At 64.5% G+C, this 20387-nt stretch carries 15 protein-coding genes; 11 read left to right on the top strand and 4 right to left on the bottom strand.

Going from position 1 to position 20387, the window contains the following annotated elements:
• Window positions 1-127: 127 nt before the first annotated feature.
• Together QTL98_RS19270 and QTL98_RS19275 are read left to right on the top strand one after the other, a co-directional pair.
• Window positions 128-775, top strand: coding sequence for a precorrin-2 dehydrogenase/sirohydrochlorin ferrochelatase family protein (locus QTL98_RS19270; RefSeq protein ID WP_445680082.1), 648 nt, complete (start codon window positions 128-130; stop codon window positions 773-775).
• A gap of 79 nt (window positions 776-854) precedes the next feature.
• Window positions 855-1958 carry a PrpF domain-containing protein gene (locus QTL98_RS19275; RefSeq protein ID WP_445680083.1) on the top strand — a complete coding sequence of 368 codons (1104 nt, stop codon included), beginning with the start codon at window positions 855-857 and terminating at the stop codon, window positions 1956-1958.
• 16 nt (window positions 1959-1974) lie between these two features.
• Here QTL98_RS19275 and QTL98_RS19280 read toward each other — a convergent pair whose 3' ends face one another.
• The gene (locus tag QTL98_RS19280) at window positions 1975-2241 is read right to left on the bottom strand and encodes an usg protein (protein ID WP_445680084.1); all 267 of its coding nucleotides are present in this window, start codon (window positions 2239-2241) and stop codon (window positions 1975-1977) included.
• 345 nt (window positions 2242-2586) lie between these two features.
• Here QTL98_RS19280 and groES point away from each other — a divergent pair, with 345 nt between their 5' ends.
• From groES to QTL98_RS19295, 3 genes are all read left to right on the top strand, one after another.
• Window positions 2587-2874, top strand: a complete 288-nt coding sequence (groES, locus tag QTL98_RS19285; RefSeq protein ID WP_445680085.1) for a co-chaperone GroES — start codon at window positions 2587-2589, stop codon at window positions 2872-2874.
• Window positions 2875-3031: 157 nt separating this feature from the next.
• Window positions 3032-4687 carry a chaperonin GroEL gene (groL, locus tag QTL98_RS19290; protein ID WP_445680086.1) on the top strand — a complete coding sequence of 552 codons (1656 nt, stop codon included), beginning with the start codon at window positions 3032-3034 and terminating at the stop codon, window positions 4685-4687.
• 230 nt (window positions 4688-4917) lie between these two features.
• On the top strand, window positions 4918-5421 hold the full coding sequence (locus QTL98_RS19295; protein ID WP_445680087.1) for a MarR family winged helix-turn-helix transcriptional regulator: 504 nt from the start codon (window positions 4918-4920) through the stop codon (window positions 5419-5421).
• 78 nt (window positions 5422-5499) lie between these two features.
• Here the strand turns inward: QTL98_RS19295 and QTL98_RS19300 are convergent, their stop codons facing one another.
• Both QTL98_RS19300 and QTL98_RS19305 read right to left on the bottom strand, forming a co-directional pair.
• A complete protein-coding gene (locus QTL98_RS19300) occupies window positions 5500-7680 on the bottom strand; it encodes a malate synthase G (RefSeq protein ID WP_445680088.1) in 2181 nt (726 codons plus the stop codon).
• 116 nt (window positions 7681-7796) lie between these two features.
• Window positions 7797-9050 (bottom strand): SLC13 family permease, encoded by a 1254-nt coding sequence (locus QTL98_RS19305; protein ID WP_445680089.1) that lies wholly within the window; start codon window positions 9048-9050, stop codon window positions 7797-7799.
• 431 nt (window positions 9051-9481) lie between these two features.
• Here QTL98_RS19305 and QTL98_RS19310 point away from each other — a divergent pair, with 431 nt between their 5' ends.
• The 4 genes from QTL98_RS19310 (at window position 9482) to greB (ending at window position 16044) form a co-directional block, all read left to right on the top strand.
• Window positions 9482-10630, top strand: a complete 1149-nt coding sequence (locus QTL98_RS19310; RefSeq protein ID WP_445680090.1) for an efflux RND transporter periplasmic adaptor subunit — start codon at window positions 9482-9484, stop codon at window positions 10628-10630.
• A gap of 5 nt (window positions 10631-10635) precedes the next feature.
• Window positions 10636-13749 (top strand): efflux RND transporter permease subunit, encoded by a 3114-nt coding sequence (locus tag QTL98_RS19315; protein ID WP_445680091.1) that lies wholly within the window; start codon window positions 10636-10638, stop codon window positions 13747-13749.
• 209 nt (window positions 13750-13958) lie between these two features.
• The gene (locus tag QTL98_RS19320; RefSeq protein WP_445680092.1) at window positions 13959-15422 is read left to right on the top strand and encodes a DHA2 family efflux MFS transporter permease subunit; all 1464 of its coding nucleotides are present in this window, start codon (window positions 13959-13961) and stop codon (window positions 15420-15422) included.
• 85 nt (window positions 15423-15507) lie between these two features.
• Window positions 15508-16044, top strand: a complete 537-nt coding sequence (greB, locus tag QTL98_RS19325) for a transcription elongation factor GreB (protein ID WP_445680093.1) — start codon at window positions 15508-15510, stop codon at window positions 16042-16044.
• A 6-nt stretch (window positions 16045-16050) separates the two neighbouring features.
• On the opposite strand, the gene xylB is transcribed toward greB, so the two are convergent.
• Window positions 16051-17532: a xylulokinase gene (gene xylB / locus QTL98_RS19330; protein WP_445680094.1), complete on the bottom strand. Its 1482-nt coding sequence runs from the start codon at window positions 17530-17532 to the stop codon at window positions 16051-16053.
• A 453-nt stretch (window positions 17533-17985) separates the two neighbouring features.
• Here xylB and QTL98_RS19335 point away from each other — a divergent pair, with 453 nt between their 5' ends.
• Both QTL98_RS19335 and QTL98_RS19340 read left to right on the top strand, forming a co-directional pair.
• Window positions 17986-19104 (top strand): bifunctional enoyl-CoA hydratase/phosphate acetyltransferase, encoded by a 1119-nt coding sequence (locus QTL98_RS19335; protein ID WP_445680095.1) that lies wholly within the window; start codon window positions 17986-17988, stop codon window positions 19102-19104.
• On the top strand, window positions 19101-20318 hold the full coding sequence (locus QTL98_RS19340; protein ID WP_445680096.1) for an acetate/propionate family kinase: 1218 nt from the start codon (window positions 19101-19103) through the stop codon (window positions 20316-20318). Before QTL98_RS19335 ends, QTL98_RS19340 begins: the two co-directional genes overlap by 4 nt.
• Window positions 20319-20387: the final 69 nt, after the last annotated feature.

The following is a 20387-nucleotide window of genomic DNA, read 5'->3' on the forward strand; positions in this document are numbered from 1 at the left end:
GCCAGGAGGACGCGGGGCAGAGCCGGCCCTTGGACGGATTGTCCCAGCCCCGCTTCTTTCCTAAATGAAGGAAGCCGGGCAAGGGCAAGCGCAGGAAACAGCCCCCCGGCAGGCAACAGGGAGCAGCATGATGGCCGAAACCGCCCTTCCGGAAGACGCAACCGGCCAGACAGGCATGCAGAGTGCCATGTTTCCGGTTTTTCTCGATCTGGCCAACCTCCCCGTGCTGATGGCCGGCAACGGGGCGGTGCTGGCCAAGCGGGTGCGCCAGTTGAGAGAGATGGGCGCCCGTCACCTCGCCATTCATGCTCCCGATCCGGAGCCCGAGATGATTGCTGCCGCCGGCGACCTGCTGATCCGCCGCCTGCCGGAGGAGGCCGATATCCTTGCCGCCCGCGTGCTGTGGCTTGCCGATCTGCCGCAGCCGGAACTGGAGCGGCTGGCGGCAGAGGCACGCCGGCTCGGCCGGCTGGTGAATGTGGAAGACGATATTCCGCTCTGCGATTTCCACACGCCCAGCATCGTGCGCCGGGGCGATCTGGTGGTCGCCATTTCCACTGCCGGCAAGAGCCCGGCGCTGGCGGTGCGTCTGCGCCAGTTCGTCGAGCGCTGCGTCGGGCCGGAATGGGCGGAGCGGCTGGAGCGGCTGGCCAGTGCCCGCCTGCGCTGGCGGGCGGAGGGGGCAGACATGAAGACCGTCATGCAGCGCTCCAACGCGCTCATCGACGCCGAAGGCTGGCTGCCGTCTGTTCCCCGGACAGACCGGGACAACTGACGCGGCATCACTGCCCTCCCCCATCGGGCAAGAATAACGCTATAGTCGTAGCCAGCCATTCTTCATCGGGCGAAGTGAAATGCGTCAGATACGTGTGCCGGCCGTTTTCATGCGCGGCGGCACCAGCAAGGGCCTCTTCTTCCGGGCGGATGATCTGCCGGCCGATACTGCCGAACGCGACGCGATCTTCAAGGCCGCCCTCGGCAGCCCGGACAGGTACGGGCGCCAGCTTGACGGCATGGGGGGCGGCACCTCATCGACCTCCAAGGTCATGATTGTCAGCATGAGCCCCGATGCTGGTGCCGACGTGGATTATCTCTTCGCCCAGGTCCCGCTCGATACCGGGCCGGTCGACTATGCCGGCAATTGCGGCAACCTCACCGCTGCCGTCGGCCCCTTTGCCGTGGAGAGCGGGCTTGTCGCTGTGGCGGATGGCGAGGTGGCACTGCGCCTGCGCAATCTCAATACTGGCAAGATCATCCTTTCGCGCTTCACGGTCGAGGAGGGCGAGCCTGTGCAGACCGGCACGGTCGAGCTGCCGGGCCTCTCCCAGCCCGGTGCTCCTGTCCTGCTGGAGTTTCTGACCCCCGGCGGCAGCCGTACCGCCGGCCTGCTGCCGACGGGCCGCGCCGTCGACACGCTGGTGCCGGACAAGGACGCTTCCATCCCCGCCTCGCTCGTCGATGCCTCCAACCCGATGGTCTTCGTCGATGCCGCAAGCATCGGCCTGACAGCCCTGCCGCCGGCCATGGCACAGCTCCTCGACAGCCAGCTCCTGGACCGTCTGGAGCGGCTGCGGCGTCTTGGCGGCGTGCGCATGGAACTGGGGGAGATCCCGACAGATATCCCCGCTTCCATCCCCCGCTTGATGCTGCTGTTCCCGCCCGGACCGGGGGCGGATATCGGCGCCATCACCCTGTCGATGGGCAAGCCGCATGCTGCCATTCCTGTAACGGCAGCACTCTGCCTTGCCGCCGCCGCCCGTATCCCCTCCAGCATTCCCGAAAGGCTGCGCCGGCGCCGGCAGGATGAGGTGCTGCGCATCGCCACCCCCGCCGGCATCGTCGAGGCGCGGGCCCAGGTGAGCTGGGAGGGGGGCAAATGGCACGCGGCTTCCGCCAGCATCCTGCGCACCGCGCGCCGGCTGATGGAAGGCGCTGTCACCATCCCCGCGGCGCGCTGAGGCAGCCCCCCTGCGGCTAGTGCAGCCTGAGCTCCAGCCCGGCGACTCGCAGTTCTGCGGGTTTGATGAGCTGGGTGGAGCCGACGGTGACGGAATGCAGGGCGCCTTCGATCTCGCGCTGCCAGAAATCCAGAAAGTGCCGGAGCCGCGGAAAGGCTGGCGCCATATCGAGATTCTGCCAGGTAAAGCTCTGCAGGAAAGCCGGGTGGTCGGGCAGGTGATAGAGGATATGTGCCGTTGTGAGCCGGTATCCCTGGAGCTGGAGAGCCAGATCGTCACGCATGCATCGCCTCCGCACAGTTGATCGCGTGGGAGGAGCGGCATCGGCAGCCCCGATTGCCGCCCTTCGCCACCAGCGTGTGACGGAACTATGAAAAATTCAATATATCCTGATGTTTCAATGAATTAGCACTCACAACGCCAGAGTGCTGCCAGAACGCGGCAAAATTTTCGGGCTGAATGTCTTGAAGTTCACACTCGCCGGCCTTAGGTGTTCAGCCGTCGTTAGCACTCATCAAGCGTGAGTGCTAACAGGCCTCCGGCCGCGCCCCGGATGGGGCCTGCCGGATGCAGCCACCCACTGTTGGAAACGACCGCTCGCAAGCCGAGCATCAGGGAGATAACACCGATGTCTTTCCGTCCGCTGCACGATCGAGTGCTGGTCCGTCGCATCGAAGGCGAAACCAAGACCGCCGGCGGCATCATCATTCCGGACACCGCCAAGGAAAAGCCGCAGGAAGGCGAAGTCATCGCCGTCGGCTCCGGTTCCCGTGACGAGCAGGGCAAGGTCCATCCGCTCGACGTCAAGGTCGGCGACCGTATCCTGTTCGGCAAGTGGTCCGGCACCGAGGTCAAGGTCAACGGCGAAGAGCTGCTGATCATGAAGGAATCCGACATTCTCGGCGTCGTCGCCTGAGATTTCGGTTCGCTTTACGGCCGGCTCTCCTGACGGCGGCGTAACCAGCGCGGAAGTTCTGCTGATGCAGGACGGACCGCGAAACGGAAGCACCGCCGGACAAGAGGCCGGACACCTCAGCCACTAGAATTCGAAAGACAAGAGGAGCCTCACAGCCATGGCTGCCAAGGAAGTCAAATTCAACGCCGAAGCCCGCGCCAAGATCCTGCGCGGCGTCGATATCCTCGCCGATGCCGTCAAGGTGACCCTGGGTCCGAAGGGCCGCAACGTCATCCTCGACAAGAGCTTCGGTGCTCCGCGCATCACCAAGGACGGCGTCTCCGTCGCCAAGGAAATCGAGCTTGCCGACAAGTTCGAGAACATGGGCGCGCAGATGGTCAAGGAAGTCGCTTCCAAGACCAACGATCTGGCCGGTGACGGCACCACCACCGCGACCGTTCTGGCCCAGGCCATCTTCCGCGAAGGCGTGAAGGCTGTTGCCGCCGGCATGAACCCGATGGACCTGAAGCGCGGCATCGACCTCGCCGTCGACACCGTCGTCAAGGACGTCCAGAGCCGCAGCCGCAAGGTTGAGACCAATGGCGAAGTCGCCCAGGTTGGCACCATCTCCGCCAACGGCGATGCCGAAGTCGGCACCATGATCGCCCGCGCGATGGAGAAGGTCGGCAACGAGGGTGTCATCACCGTCGAAGAAGCCAAGTCGCTCGAGACCGAACTCGAAGTCGTCGAAGGCATGCAGTTCGACCGTGGCTACCTCTCCCCGTACTTCGTGACCAATCCGGAAAAGATGGTCGTGGAGATGGAGAGCCCCTTCATCCTCCTGCACGAGAAGAAGCTCTCCAACCTGCAGGCCCTGCTGCCGGTTCTGGAAGCCGTCGTCCAGTCGGGCAAGCCGCTCCTCATCGTGGCTGAAGACGTGGAAGGCGAGGCTCTGGCCACGCTCGTCGTCAACAAGCTGCGTGGCGGCCTCAAGATCGCTGCCGTGAAGGCTCCGGGCTTCGGCGACCGCCGCAAGGCGATGCTGGAAGACATGGCCATCCTCACCGGCGGCCAGGTCATCTCCGAAGACCTCGGCATCAAGCTGGAGAGCGTCACGCTCGACATGCTCGGCACCGCGAAGAAGGTGAGCATCACCAAGGACGACACCACCATCATCGATGGTTCGGGCGAGAAGGCCGAGATCGAAGCGCGTTGCAACCAGATCCGGGCCCAGGTCGAAGAGACCACCTCCGACTACGACCGCGAGAAGCTCCAGGAGCGTCTGGCCAAGCTGGCTGGCGGTGTTGCCGTCATCCGCGTCGGCGGTGCCACTGAAGTGGAAGTGAAGGAGAAGAAGGATCGCGTTGACGACGCCATGCACGCCACCCGTGCAGCCGTCGAAGAAGGCATCGTCGCCGGCGGCGGCGTGGCCCTCCTCTACGCGACCAAGGCTCTCGACGGCCTGAAGCCGATCAATGACGAGCAGCGCGTCGGCATCGACATCGTTCGCCGTGCCCTGCAGGCTCCGGCCCGCCAGATCTTCAAGAACGCCGGTGAAGACGCTTCCGTCATCGTCGGCAAGCTCCTGGAGAAGGGCGAGGTCAAGTTCGGCTTCAACGCCCAGACCGGCGAATATGGCGACATGTTCAAGTTCGGCGTCATCGACCCGACGAAGGTTGTGCGTTGCGCCCTGCAGGATGCCGCTTCCGTGGCCGGCCTGCTGATCACCACCGAGGCGATGGTTGCCGACAAGCCGGAAGACAAGTCTTCCGCTCCGGCCGGCGGCGCCCCGGGTATGGGTGGCATGGGCGGCATGGGCGACATGGGCTTCTAAGCCCCGCCCGGTGCGGAGGGCTCCGGCCCTCCGGCCGACCCGGTTATGTTCTGGCAAACCGCCTCTCCCCGCCCGGGGAGGGGCGGTTTGTCTTTTTCCGGCCCTTGCGACGCAAAACTATGATTGCTTAATAAAACCGTCGGAAAATTGTCATTTAACCCACTTATTGTTTTCGCATAATATTTCGGACCCTGATTTATCTGTCCGATCTGGCTTAGAGGTGGGCGGGGATGGCCAAAAAGGCAAAGTCCGGTGCAGTCACGCGCGACGTTGCAGCTGCCGGCAGCAACGGCTCGGCGGGCACGCCCTCATCGGGGCCCGGCTTCCTGCTCTGGCAGGTGAGCAATCACTGGCAGCGTACGCTGCGGCAGGCCCTCGGGCCCTTCAACATCACGCATGTGCAGTACATCCTGCTCTCCGGCATCGCCGAGCTGGAGGCGATGGGCGAGGAAGTCACGCAGGCGCGCCTTGCCCAGCAATGCCGCACCGATGTGATGATGACGAGCCAGGTTGTCCGCACGCTGGAATCTGCCGGCCTCGTCGAGCGTCATGACCACCCGACCGACCGCCGCGCCAAACGCCTGGTGCTGACGGCCGAAGGGCTCGACAAGCTCAACCAGACCACGCCCGCCGTGCTTGATGCGGACGAAAATTTCTTCAGCGCACTTGGCAAAAAACAAGGCAAGCTGATCAAGCATCTCGCCACGCTGGGTGAATCCGAGCGCCTGATCTGACCCACCAGCCGGACCGGACCTTAAACAAAAAGCCGCACCCCGATGGAGGCGCGGCTTTTTGTTTGGGCAGAGCCCGGATCAGGCGGCGCGCTCGGCCGCCTTCAGCTTGCGGCGCCAGGCATGCAGCAGCGGCTCGGTGTAACCGCTCGGTTGGGAGCGGCCTTCGAACACCAGTGCGCACGCGGCCTTGAAGGCAAAGCTGTTCTCGAAATCAGCTGCCATCGGCCGGTAGAGCGCATCGCCCTCGTTCTGCTTGTCCACCACGGCGGCCATGCGACGCATCACATCCATCACCTGCTCGGCCGAGCAGACGCCGTGATGCAGCCAGTTGGCAATGTGCTGGCTGGAGATACGCAGCGTGGCGCGGTCTTCCATCAGCCCGACATTGTGGATGTCCGGCACCTTGGAGCAGCCAATGCCCTGGTCGATCCAGCGCACCACATAACCCAGGATACCCTGGGCGTTGTTCTCCAGCTCGCGCACCACGTCGGAGGCGGAGAGGTTCTGCCCGCCCAGCATCGGCAGCGTCAGGATGTCGGCAAGTGCCGCCGGCTGGCGGTGCATCAGTTCCTTCTGCCGCGCCCGCACATCGACCTTGTGATAGTGCATGGCGTGCAGCGTGGCGGCCGTGGGGGACGGTACCCAGGCGCAATTGGCACCGGCCATCGGATGACCGATCTTGGCCTCCAGCATCTGCTTCATCTCGTCGGGTTTGGCCCACATGCCCTTGCCGATCTGCGCCTTGCCGGAAAGGCCGGTAGCGAGGCCCGTGTCGACATTCCAGTTCTCGTAGGCCTTTATCCAGGGCTCGTCGCGCATCGCTTCCTTGCGCACCACCGGCCCCGCTTCCATGGAGGTATGGATCTCGTCGCCGGTGCGGTCGAGGAAGCCGGTATTGATGAAGACGAGGCGGTCAGCAGCCGCCTTGATGCAGGCCTTGAGGTTTACGGTCGTGCGCCGCTCCTCATCCATCACGCCGACCTTCACCGTACCCGCCGGCAGGCCCAACGCCTTTTCGACGAGGCCGAAGAGTTCGCAGGTCAGCGCCACTTCGCGCGGCCCATGCATCTTCGGCTTCACGATATAGACGCTGCCGGTCCGGCTGTTGGCCCGGCGGGATTTCAGGTCATGAATGGCGGCAAGGCTGGTGATGAAGGCATCGAGGAAACCTTCGGAGATTTCCTTGCCGGTGGCATCCAGCACCGCATCCGTCGTCATCAGGTGGCCGACATTGCGCACCAGCATCAGGCTGCGGCCCGGCAGCACCAGCGAGCCGCCATCCGGCTTGGTAAAGGTGCGATCCCCGGCAAGGCGGCGGCGTACGGTCTTGCCGCCTTTTTCCAGATCGGCTGCCAGATCGCCGCGCATGAGGCCCAGCCAGTTGCGATAAACCTCTACCTTGTCTGCGGCATCCACGGCGGCAATGGAATCCTCGCAGTCCTGGATGGTGGTGAGCGCTGCTTCCAGCACAACATCCTTCACGCCGGCCGCATGGCTCTTGCCGATCGGGTGCGCCGGATCGAGCTGGATATCGATATGCAGGCCGTGATTGACGAGCAGGATGGAAGAGAGCGCTCCGCCCTCACCGCCCGTCAGATAGCCTACGAACTTCGCCGGATCGGCAAGGCCGGTCTTGCGCCCGTCCTTGAGCGTGACGGAGAGTAGCCCGGCTTCCACGCTGTAGCCCGTAACCTCCGCATGGCTGCCGGCAGAAAGGGGCACGGCTTCATCAAGGAAGTTGGCGGCAAAAGCCACCACGGCAGCCGCCCGTGCGGCATTGAAGCCCTTGCCACGGGCCGTCTCGCCCGCATCAGCAATAACATCGGTGCCGTAGAGCGCGTCATAGAGGCTGCCCCAGCGCGCGTTGGCGGCGTTGAGCGCATAACGCGCATTCATCACCGGCACCACCAGCTGCGGCCCGGCCACCTCCGCAATCTCGGCGTCCACATGGCCGGTGTTGATGGCGAAGTCCGCCGGCTCGGGCTCCAGATAGCCGATTTCGGTCAGGAAGGCCTTGTAGGCTTCGGCATCATGCGGCTTGCCACGGCACTCCAGATGCCAGGCATCGATCTTTTCCTGCAGGGCATCGCGCTCGGCCAGCAATGCCTTGAGGCGTGGGCCCAGCGTGTTGACGGCGCCTTCCAGACCGGCCCAGACGGCCTCGGGGGCAACATCGGTTCCCGGTGCAATGTCATCGCGCACCAGCGCCGCCAGTTCGTCCGCTACCTTGAGGCTGCCGATCGTCACATAGCCCGTCATCGCATCGATCCCCGATAATGTTGCGCCCGGCCCGGCGGGCGATGATTGCCCCTGATATCGCCCGCTATAGCGCGCGGGTGCAGAAGCATTTCCGCATTACGGAAGGCTTGCCGCAATCAACCGCCAACCAGCCACAGCCAGAAGCCGGCGAAGGCAAGGCTTGCCAGCGTCACCGGTACGCCGATGCGGGCATAATCGCCGAAGCCAACCCGGACGCCCAGCGGCGCCGCACGCTCCACGGCGATGATATTGGCAATACTGCCGGTGATGAGGAAATTACCGCTGAGGGTGCTGAAAAGCGCCAGCGCGTAAGCCGATCCGTCGGAAAACGGGATTTTCGCCGCCAGCAGCATCACCACCAGCGGCACGTTACCGATGCTGTTGGAGCCGAAGAGGGAGAGCACGGCAAGACTGCCGGGATGCAGGATATCGATGCCAACGGCCCGAAGCGCCTCAAGCGCCTTGTCGGCGAGGCCGGTGGCGGAGAAGGCCCCCGTCACCACGAACAGGCTGACGAAAAGCAGCAGCAGGTTCCAGTCCACCATCGAGAGCATGTGCCGGGTGCTGAGCCGCCGGCTTACCAGCAACACAGCCGCCACCGCCAAAGACCAGGGCGCCCGGTCGATGGGCAGGGTAAAGATGGCGATGACGGCAGCCAGCGCGACCAGCGCCTTGATCCCGGCCGGCCGGTCAAGCGGCTCTTCCATCGAACCTTCACCGCTACCGGCAGCGGGCATCCGGCCTCCTGCCAGTTCCCGGCGCCACACATGGCGCGTGACCACCCACACCAGTCCCAGCGCCACCAGCGCCGGCACGCCGCACACAGCAACAAAATGCCAGAACGGCAGCCCGGCATGCTGGCCGATGATGATGTTTTGCGGATTGCCGATCAGCGTCGCCGCAGAGCCGGCATTGGCCGCGCAGGCGGTGGCAATGACAAAGGGGCGCGCATCGATATCGCGCCGCATCAGCCCCGCCACAAGCAAAGGCACCATCGTCCACACCACCACATCGTTGGTGAGCACGGCGGCAAGCCCGCCGGAGAGCAGCACCGTTGCCAGCAGCAGCCGGTCAGGCGCCATCGGGCTGGCGGCGACGATGCGCACGCACCGCTCGAAAAAGCCGCTCGCCGCTACCTGGGCGGAAAGCACCATCAGGGCAAACAGGATACCGAGCGTTGGAAAGTCGATGGACTCGAGCGCCTGCGGCGCCGGCAGCGCGCCGAGGGCAAACAGCAAAATAGCACCGAACAGCGCCACACCGGTGCGATCCATGGCAAGCCCGGGCCAGCGCCCCAGCGCCATGCCGGCATAAACCAGCGTAAAGACGATGACGGTGGTGGCCGTGATGAGTGAAGGATCGAGTGCCATCGGGCGGGCGGCTCCGGCGGCCATGCCGCGACGGTTTTCAGGAGAGGCGGATTAGGAAACGATGGCCCTGAATAAAGCCAGGCCGGGATCATGCTGGTTTTATTTTGGTTTTACAGGAAGATAAACGCCGTGCGAGCTTTCGTGGATGCAGCGGGCTCTGCCTTGACAAGGGTGTTTTTCCTTACTTATGGCAAATTTTCCGGTTTCATTCCGGAACCAGGTAACTCGCAGGTATGCGGCTAATTATCTGACAGGACTTGAAAAACCGCATCTGCCCGTCGAATCCGGAAGCGGGTTCCAACTGTGAAGGCACACACTTAACGAAAGCGGAATTGTCAGTTACTAGAAACGGCAGTTTCCGAGGATGCCTTCTTTCAAGACGGCGGCCTCCGCCCGATAGCGCCACCCTTACCGACGGATTATTTCCCGCCATGCTGAAGCGCATCCTCATTTCTCTTGTCGTCATTGTTCTGCTGGTGGTCGTTTGCGGCGGACTGGTCGGCTTCAATTTCATGCGCGACAAGGGCATCGCCGCCTTCTTCGCCAACTTCCCGATCAAGCCCGCCACCGTTTCCGCCGTCGAGGTGAAGCCGTCGAGCTGGAATCCGGTGATCGAGGCTATCGGCACGGCCAAGGCCGCACAGGGCGTGGATGTCGCCTCGCAGGCTTCGGGCGTCATCACTGCCATCAATTTCAAGGCCAATGACCGCGTCACCAAGGACGGGTTGCTGGTGCAGATCGACGATGCCGTCGAGCGCGCCGACCTGTCGGCCATGAATGCCGCCGTGGAACGCGACAAGGCCCAGCTGGAGCGCGTGCGCTCGCTGCGCGCCCGTAACGCCGCCTCGGCCCAGAGCGAGGATGAGCAGGCCGCCGATCTCGCCTCCTCCCGCTCCGCGGTAGAGAAGCTGAAGGCAACGCTGGACCTGAAGCGCATCAGCGCGCCCTTTACCGGCGTCATCGGTATTCCGCAGGTCGATCTCGGCGAATATATCCAGCCGGGCACCGTCGTGGCGACGCTGCAGGATCTCGACACCATGCGCGTCGACTTCTCCGTGCCCGAGCTGCAGGCGCCGGAAATCAACCTCAACCAGCCGGTGACCGTCGCTCCGGGTGAAAATGGCGAGGGGAACTGGAAGCTGGAAGGCCATGTCATCGGCATCGAGCCCAAGAGCGACCCCACGACCCACCTCGTCCAGGTGCGGGCCCAGTTCGACAATCCCGGCGGCAAGATGCGCCCCGGCCAGTTCGTCTCCGTGCGCGTGCTGCTGCCGATCGAGAACAACGTACTCGCCGTACCGCAGACGGCGGTGATCACCAGCCTTTATGGCGATTATGTCTACGCCGCCGTTCCGCCGGAGGCCGGCTCCAAGGCTGCCGAAGCCAAGGCCGACTATGTCGCCCGCCAGCTCTTCGTGCAGCTCGGCCGCCGCAGCGGCGACTATGTCGAGATCAAGAGTGGCCTCGACGCCGGCACCCAGGTGGTGACCGCCGGCCAGAACAAACTCGATGTCGGCACGCCGATCAAGATCGACAACTCGCTCGCCATCGACCGCGTGGCTGCGGACCAGAAGGGCTGAAGGCCATGAGCTTTACCGAACTCTTCATCCGCCGCCCCGTTCTCTCCACCGTCATCAGCCTGCTGATCCTGCTGCTCGGTGCGCAGAGCATCCTTGGCATCGATATCCGCCAGTACCCCAAGATCGACGAAACCGTCATCACGGTGCAGACGACCTATGCCGGTGCCAGCGCCAGCCTGATGCAGGGCTTCATCACCACCCCCATCGCCAAGGCCGTCGCCAGCGCCGAGGGTGTGGATTATGTGACGAGCTCTTCCACGCAGGGTGTCAGCACCGTCAGCGTGCATATGCGCCTCAACACCAATCCGGACTCGGCGCTGACGGAAGTCATCGCCAAGACCCAGCAGGTGCGCCAGGAACTGCCCGACGATGCCGATGACCCCATCGTGCAGAAGGGCAATGGCCAGAGCTTCGCGCTCATGTATCTCGCCTTCTCCAGCGACCGCATGTCGCCGCAGCAGGTGAACGAATATCTCGTGCGCGTCATCCAGCCGCGCCTTGCCACCATCTCCGGCGTCGCCGACCCGCAAATCCTCGGCGGCAAGACCTTCTCCATGCGCGTCTGGATCGACCCGCTGAAGCTGGCCGCCCGCGGCGTGACGGCGACGGATCTGGTTGCCGCCATCCGCGGCAGCAACTTCCTCGCCGCCCCCGGCAACACCAAGAACTCGCTCGTCGCCTACGCGGTGGAAACCGCCACCACTCTGCAGACGCCGGAGACCTTCGGGGCGCTGCCGGTGCTGACCCGAGGCGCCGAGGTCGTGCGGCTGCGCGATGTGGCGACCGTGGAGCTGGCGCCTGAAAATGACGATGTGAAGGTTTCCTTCAACGGCACCGAAGGCACCTTCATCGGCATTACCACCACCCCGTCGGCCAACCCGCTCGATACCGCCAAGCTGGTGCGCGACGAACTGCCCTCGCTGCAGCAGAGCCTGCCCGAAGGCATGCAGGTGAAGCTGGTTTACGACAGCACCAAGTTCATCACCGCCTCCATCGAGGAAGTGTTCCGCACCATCGGGGAAGCGGCAGCGATCGTCATCGTCGTCATCCTGCTTTTCCTCGGTTCGTTCCGCTCGGTGCTGATCCCCATCGTCACCATCCCGCTCTCGCTGATCGGCGTGTGCTTCTTCCTCTATGCGCTGGGTTACTCGCTCAACACGCTGACGCTGCTGGCTATGGTGCTTGCCATCGGCCTTGTGGTGGACGATGCCATCGTCGTGGTGGAGAACATCCACCGCCATATCGAGGAGGGTCTGAAACCGGTCGATGCCGCCATCCGCGGCATGCATGAGATCACCGGCCCGGTCATCGCCATGACCATCACGCTGGCCGCCGTCTATGCCCCGATCGGCTTTACCCAGGGCCTGACCGGCTCGCTCTTCCGCGAGTTCGCCTTCACCCTTGCCGGCGCCGTCATCATCTCGGGTGTCATCGCGCTGACGCTCTCGCCCATGATGTCGTCCAAGCTGCTCAAGGCGCACGGCGAACATGGCGGCAGCTGGTTCCAGCGCTTTGTCGATCGCCGGTTCGACTGGCTTGCCGGCTGGTATGGGCGCCGCCTCGTCGGCTCGCTCAATATGCGTTTCCTGACGCTGCTGATCGTGGTCTGCCTGCTGGCGACCACCGGGTTCCTGTTCAAGAAAACCTCGCAGGAACTGGCGCCGGAAGAAGACCAGGGTGCCGTCTTCGCCCTCGTCAACGCCCCGCCCTACGCAACGACCGATTATACCAAGCAGTATATCGACGCGATGGACAGCATCACCAAGTCCATCCCGGAGATCGAAAGCTCGTTCGCCATCGCCGGCAGTGACGGTAATGGCGGTTTTGCCGGCTGGACCTTCAAGCCCTGGGCCGAACGTAATCGCCCGCAGAAGGCAATCCAGCAGCAGATCCAGGCCGGTCTCGATGCCAACCCGGGTGTGAAGGCCTTCGCCTTTGCCATCCCCTCGCTGCCCGGCACCGGTGGCGGCCTGCCCATCCAGTATGTGGTGCAGTCCATCGGCTCGGCTGACCGCGTGTTCGAGGTATCGGAGGAAATCCGCCAGAAGGCGCAGGCCTCCGGCAAGTTCATCGTGGTGCAGAACTCGGCCACCTACTCCACTCCCCAGGCCAAGGTGCTGATCAACCGCGACCGGGCGGCGACGCTTGGCGTGCCCATCAGCGATATCGGCACCACGCTCAACGTTATGCTGGGTGGTGGCTCGATGTCCAAGTTCGACCGCGACAACCGCAGCTACGACGTCATCACCCAGGCGCTGCGGCCGGACCGTTTCAACCCCGAGGACATGAACAAGTACTATGTGCGCAGCGAAAGCGGCACCATGGTCCCGCTCTCGGCACTGGTTACGGTCCATATCCAGCCGTCGCCGGCCGCCATCGAGCAGTTCAACCAGTTGAACTCGGCCACCCTGTCGGCCCTGCCGCTGCCGGGTGTCACCAATGTCGAAGGGCTGGAGACGCTGCGCCAGATCGGCAAGGAAGTGATGCCGACCGGCTTCTTCGAGGATTTCGGGGGTGAATCGCGCCTCAGCATTCAGGAAGGCAACAGCCTGCTGACCGCCTTCGGTCTGGCCGTCATCGTCATCTTCCTTGTGCTGTCCGCCCAGTTCGAGAGCTTCCGCGACCCCTTCATCATCATGATGTCGGTGCCGCTGTCGATCTTCGGCGCCATGGTGCCGCTCAATATCGGCCTCGCCACTCTCAACATCTACACGCAGGTGGGTCTCATCACGCTGGTGGGCCTCATCACCAAGCACGGCATCCTGATGGTCGAGTTCGCCAACCAGCTGCGGCACGACCAGGGCTACAGCAAGCGCGACGCCATCATCCATGCCGCTCAGGTGCGCCTGCGTCCCATCCTGATGACCACGGCGGCCATGGTGCTCGGCACCGCGCCGCTCCTGTGGGCAAGCGGCGCCGGCGCAGCCGCCCGCTTCTCCATCGGTATCGTCATCACCTCGGGCATGGCGGTGGGCACCATGTTCACCCTCTTCGTGGTGCCGATGTTCTACACCTTCATCTCCCGCCCCGACCCCAGGCCGGCGACGTCGGCGGAAGGACAAGGCGGCGGGCATGGCCCCCATACCCGCCAGCAGCGTGCGGAACCCCAGTTCAACTGAACGGTTCGCCGCACCCATGGAAAACAAAAAGCCCTGCCATCCGGCAGGGCTTTTTTCTTGAGCTTCCATTATCTTCAGAATTTATGTGATGACCTTCATATTTGTGGGCCGCATCACAGCAATGCTGAAACCGTTCTCGCCAAGGATCGGGCAGAGGCATATTGTCCAGGTAATAGCAAAACATTGCCGCCAAGCTGGTACCTCGAAAAATGAGTGCGCTGCCGCTCCGTCAGGCGTTGATTCCGCTCATCGTCGCCTGCGCCCTGTTCATGGAAAATCTCGACAGCACGGTGATCTCCACCGCCCTGCCAGCCATCGCCCACACGCTGGGGCAGGATCCCCTGCGCATGAACCTGGCGATTACCAGCTACCTGCTGTCGCTGGCCGTGTTCATCCCGCTCAGCAGCTGGATGGCGGACAAGTTCGGCGCCCGCAATGTCTTCCGCGCCGCCATCATCATCTTCGTGCTCGGCTCCATCCTGTGCGGCTTCTCCAATTCACTGGCCACCTTCGTCGCCTCGCGCATCCTGCAGGGCATGGGCGGCGCTATGATGGTACCGGTAGGCCGTATGGTGCTGCTGACGAGCGTGCCGAAGGACCAGCTTCTCAACGCCATGGCCTATGTCACCATCCCCGGCCTGCTCGGCCCGGTGCTGGGCCCGCCGGTCGGCGGCTTCTTCGTCGACTATTTCAACTGGCGCTGGATCTTCTTCATCAATATCCCCATCGGCCTCCTGGGGCTGCTGCTCGCCACGCTCTATATCCCTGACCAGCGAGAGGAGAATGCCGGCAAGCTGGATATCCTCGGCTTTATCTATGCCGGCGTCGGCCTTGCCGGCGTGGTGATGAGCTTCGAGACAGTCGGCCGCGGCCTGCTGCCGGAGGGCGTTGTCGCCGCGCTGATGGTGGCAGGCGTTGCCGGTCTTGCGCTGCTGATCCACCATTCCCGCCGGGCGAAGAACCCGCTGGTCGATCTCACGCTGCTCAGCATCAAGACCTACAATGCCTCGCTGGTCGGCGGTTTCGTCTTCCGTGTCGGCATCGGCTCGCTGTCCTTCCTGATGCCGCTGCTGCTCCAGATCGGTTTCGGCTATTCCGCCGTGCATTCGGGCCTTACCACCTTCGCCTCCGCCCTTGGCGCCATGGCGATGAAGACGACGGCCCGCCCGATCATCGCGCGCTACGGCTTCAAGCGGGTGCTGATCGTCAACAGCATCATCAGCGGCGTGTTCTTCACCAGCTTCGCGCTCTTCAAGCCCGATACGCCGGAGCTGCTGATCATCGCCCTGCTGCTCGTCAGCGGCTTCTTCCGCTCGCTGCAATTCACCGCGCTCAATACTGTGGCCTTTGCCGACATCTCGTCCCAGCGGGTCAGCAAGGCGACCAGCCTTTCCAGCGTCGGCCAGCAGCTCGGCCTCAGCATGGGCGTCGGCATCGGCGCGCTGCTCTTGCATTTCTTCGTGGCGCAGGACGGGGGCAGCCTCAGCGCGGCCAGTTTCCCGCCGGTGTTCGCCATTCTCGGCCTCGTGCTGATCGTCTCGTCCTTCTGCTTCTGGAATCTTGCCAGCGATGCCGGCTCCGAAGTCAGCGGCCGCAAGTTCCCCATGCCGGCTGGCGGCGGCATCCCGCCCCTGCGCGGCGCCGCCGGACCGGTCAAGCGTCCCCACTCCTGAGCGGAAACCAGCCATTAGGGCTTGACGCAGGCGGGTCCGCGCGCAAATCGTGCCGGCTTTCGCGCTAACAGGCAGTACGCCCGGCATGACCAGCCAGACGACCCACGACGATGATGATGACGATGGCGCCCCGCCCATACCCAAGGGCGCCAAGAATTATATGACGCCGGCCGGCTTCGAGCGGCTGAATGCGGAACTGCGTCAGCTCTGGGATGTCGAGCGCCCACGTATCGTCGAAGTGGTGTCCTGGGCAGCCGGCAATGGCGACCGCTCGGAAAATGGCGACTATCTCTATGGCAAGAAGCGCCTGCGCGAGATCGACCGCCGGGTGCGTTTCCTTACCAAGCGGCTCGAGATTGCCGAGGTGGTGGACCCCAAGCTGCAGACCCGGCGCGACCAGGTGTTTTTCGGCGCGACCGTGACCTATGAGCGCGAAAGCGGCGCGGAAGTTACCGTGACCATCGTCGGTATCGACGAAGCCGACATGGAGCGCGGCGAGATCAGCTGGATCTCCCCCATCGCCCGCGCCCTCCTCAAGGCCCATGTCGATGACGAGGTCGAGGTCCGCACCCCCGCGGGGCGCGAGACCATCGCCGTCCTCGAAATCCGCTATCCCGGCTGAAGCGAACTAGCTCGCCTGTGCTGCGGCAAACCGCGGCGCCAGCGCCTTGTAGAGCTCGCGGAACTGGCCCTGCCGTTCGGCATAAAGGCTGATGAGCTTACCGTCCGGCATCAGGCTTTCTTCCAGCTGCGCCGGCAGTGCCACGTCCTGCACCCGCTCGCCCGTCGCCGCCAGACGGCCAAGGCGGGCGGCGCCCAGCGCCGGGCCGACATCGGCATCGCGCCGGTAATCGATCACCACATCGAGCGCGGAAGCGAGGATACGGCCCCACGCCTTTGACCGGGCCCCGCCGCCGATGACGGAGAGCCGGGCGATCTGCGTGCCGGCTTCGCGCAGCGCTGCAATACCGTCGGCAAGGCCAAGCGCCACGCCTTCCAGCACCGCCCGCGCCAGTTCGGCCCGGCCGGTCTCATGCGTCATGCCGAAGAAAACGCCGGTTGCATTCGGGTTGTTGTGCGGTGTGCGCTCGCCGGAAAGATAAGGCAGGAAAATCACGTTAGAAGGATTCGGCGCTTCCGTTTCCACCAGCTTCACCAGTTCCGCCGCGCCGGATAGACCGATCAACCTTGCGGCCCAGTCCACACAGGCCGCCGCGCTCAGCATCACCGACATCTGGTGCCAAAGGCCCGGCAGGCAGTGGCAGAAGGCGTGGACCGCCCGCGCCGCATTGGGGCGGAAGCCGTCGCTGACGGCAAAGATGACGCCAGAGGTGCCCAGCGACAGCATCGCCTGCCCCGGCTCGATGACGCCGGCGCCGATGGCACCGGCCGCATTGTCACCGGCGCCGCCGGCAATCACCGCGCCCTTGCCGATGCCCCAGGCCTCCGCCACTTCCGCACGCAGCGTACCCGCCTGCTCGCTGCCTTCCACAAGGCGCGGCATGGTGGAAAGATCGAGCCCGGTAGCCGCCACCATCTCCGGCGACCAGCGGCGCGCGCCGGTATCCATCCACAAGGTTCCGGCGCTGTCCGACATGTCACTGGCCTTTTCACCGGCCAGCTTCAGCCGCAGATAATCCTTGGGCAGCAGCACCGAGCGTACGGCAGCGAAGATTTCCGGCTCATGGTGCTTCACCCACAAAAGCTTGGGGGCGGTAAAACCCGGCATGGCGATGTTGCCGGTAATGGCGCGCGAGCGCGGCACCAGCTTTTCCAGCTCCGCGCACTCGGCTCCGCTGCGTCCGTCATTCCACAGAATGCAGGGCCGCAGCACCTTGTCGTCCGCCCCCAGCAGCGTGGCACCATGCATATGGCCGGAAAGACCAATGCCGGCCACGGCAGCCATCACCTTCGGATTGCGGGCCTTCAGCGCCCGGGCCGCCTTGTCGGTGGCAACCCACCAGCTTTCCGGGTCCTGCTCCGACCACAGCCGCTGCGGGCGCGAGACGGTCAGGGGAGCGGTCTCATGATCGACGACATGGCCGGTCTCGTCCGCCAGGACAACCTTTACACCGGAAGTGCCGAGATCAATTCCAAGGCTTGCGGGCATGGTAAGGGCGTTTCTCCGTCTGGGATGCCCGCGCCTGTCGGCGGGCAGAACTTCGGGAGGATCGCCACGGTCGCACTGCCTGGATGAGGGCCGCGCGGGACTTGCCGGCGCGGTTTCCGCCTTGCCGCCACAGCTCTTGTGAGCCGGGCGGGGCTACTGCCCTCAACCTCGCCGGCGGCGAGGCTTCCTCCCCTGATTATGATTGAGGCCTGCCTTGCCGGCAGGCCCGTTCCTGCCCGCATCATACCGGCCTTGCCGCCCGGTGAAATGCAGGCATTAATTTTATATTTCGAATTTAATCTACAGGGCGCCGCCAAAAACGGTCAAGCCGCGCCCTTTCGGGCACCTGAATGCGCGCGGGTTTAATTCACATCAAATTCACTTGTGACGCGGTGCCCTATGGTGTGCCCTGCCAGGGCTTCGCCCGGGACCGAAAATGCGACAGGTGACGATGTGAGCGAAACCCTCAATCTGGAAACGCTGGCCACCGGAGAGCGCCTCGTGCTCTCGGCAACGGTCACTGGCCGCGATGCCGAAACCGGCGCCCTTACCCTCTCCTGCCAGGCCATGGCCGGGGGGAGCCGTTTTCAGGGCACGTTGACCCTGCCGGCCGTCCAGCCTGCAGGCCAGGAAACCGGTAGCCTGCGTTATCATCGCCTGATCAGCATGACGAAGGGCATGGCCCCGCTGCGCACTGCCGTGGTGCACCCGGTCGACGGCCCCTCGCTCACCGGCGCGGTAGAGGCCGCGCGTGAAGGGCTGATCATCCCGGTCCTGGTCGGCCCCCGCGAACGTATCGAAGCGGCGGCGAAGGCCGGCGGGCTCGATATCTCCGGCTTCGAACTGGTGGCGACCGAACACAGCCATGCCGCCGCCGAGGCCGGCGTCGCCCTTGCCCATGCCGGCAAGGTGGAGGCGCTGATGAAAGGCGCGCTTCATACCGACGAGCTGATGCATGCGGTAGTGGACCGGGCTGCCGGCCTGCGTACCGCCCGCCGCATCAGCCACGTCTTTGCCATCGACGCGCCGGCCTATCCGCGTCCGCTGCTGCTTACCGACGCCGCCATCAATGTGACGCCCGATCTCGAAGGCAAACGCGACATCGTGCAAAACGCCATCGATCTCGCCCATGCCCTTGGCATCTCCCGACCCCGTGTCGCCATCCTGTCGGCGGTGGAGACGGTAACGCTGCGCCTGCCCTCGACGCTTGATGCGGCAGCGCTGTGCAAGATGGCTGATCGCGGCCAGATTACCGGCGGGCTCATCGACGGGCCGCTTGCCTTCGACAATGCCGTCTCACCGGAAGCAGCAGCCACCAAGGGCATCGTCTCGCCGGTCGCCGGCCGGGCCGACATTCTGCTGGTGCCGGATCTGGAAGCCGGCAACATGCTGGCCAAACAGCTTGAGTATCTGGCAGCCGCGCAGATGGCCGGCATCGTGCTGGGCGCCCGTGTGCCGATTGTCCTGACCTCCCGCGCCGACGGCACCGCCGCCCGGCTCGGCTCGGCCGCCATCGCTCTCTTGCTGGCGCGCCACAACGCGGCTCAGGACACGGCGGGAGCCGGCCAGTGACGGGCAGCCGCGCAAACGCCATCCTAGTCCTCAATGCCGGCTCCTCCAGCCTCAAATTTGCGCTTTATGGTGCAAACAGTCGGCCGTCCCGCAAAAGCCTGCTGGCGAACGGCAAGATTGATGCGCTCGGGCATGCTGGCCACTTCACGGCAATCAGCGGCCACGGCAAGAAGCTGGTCGATGAAGAGCTCGCCCCCGAGGGCGGCGCCCCCGCCACACATCAACTGGCGCTGGAGCGCCTGCTCGGCTGGATCGGCCGGCGTTACGAGCATCACCGGCTTGTCGCCGCCGGTCACCGTGTCGTGCATGGCGGCCCGCATTTCGCAGCGCCCTGCTTCATCGATGCCGGGGTGATCGATGCGCTGGAGGCGCTGGTGCCGCTGGCGCCCTTGCACCAGCCGCATCACCTCGCCGCCATCCGCGCTGTTGCCAGCCTCCATCCGGAACTGCCGCAGATCGCCTGCTTCGACACGGCCTTCCACACTACCCAGCCGGCCGTTGCCACCAGCTTTGCCCTGCCGCGTGCCTTGCAGGCGGAAGGGGTACGCCGATACGGCTTCCACGGCATATCCTACGCCTATATCGCCGATGCCCTGCCGCATTATCTCGGTCCCAAAGCGGCAGAAGGGCGGATCATCGTCGCGCATCTGGGGGCGGGCGCCAGCCTGTGCGCCCTGAAAGGCCGGCAGTCGGTTGCCACCACCATGGGCTTTACCGCGCTTGACGGGCTGGTGATGGGCAAGCGCAGCGGCGCCATCGACCCCGGCGTTCTGCTCTATCTGATGGACGCCAGGGGCATGGACAGCGCCGCCCTTTCCGACCTCCTCTATAATCACTCCGGCCTGCTTGGAGTCTCCGGCATCAGTGATGATATGCGCACATTGCTTTTGAGCGATCAGCCGGAAGCAAGGGAAGCGGTCGATCTTTTCGTCTACCGCGCCGCTAGGGAAATCGGCTCGCTTGCCGCCGCCCTTGGCGGGCTCGACGCGCTGATCTTTACCGCCGGCATCGGCGAAAATGCCGCGCCTGTCCGCGAAGCCATCTGCCGGGCCTGCAGCTGGCTGGGTCTGGAAGTTGACCCGGCCTCCAATGCCAGCGGCGGCCCCAGCATTTCCGCCGCCGGCAGCAAGGTCAGCGCTTGGGTGATCCCCACGGGCGAGGACGAAATGATCGGCCGCGATGTCTGGCGCCTGCTTTCCCGGCAGGCCGCCTGATCCCGCTCATCAATTGACACACCTCAAGGCGGCACCCGCAGCGATCGGCCACCATGCCCTTGCTTGATC

The sequence above is a fragment of the Radicibacter daui genome (assembly GCA_030657355.1).
GTDB classification, from domain to species: Bacteria; Pseudomonadota; Alphaproteobacteria; order Radicibacterales; family Radicibacteraceae; genus Radicibacter; species Radicibacter daui.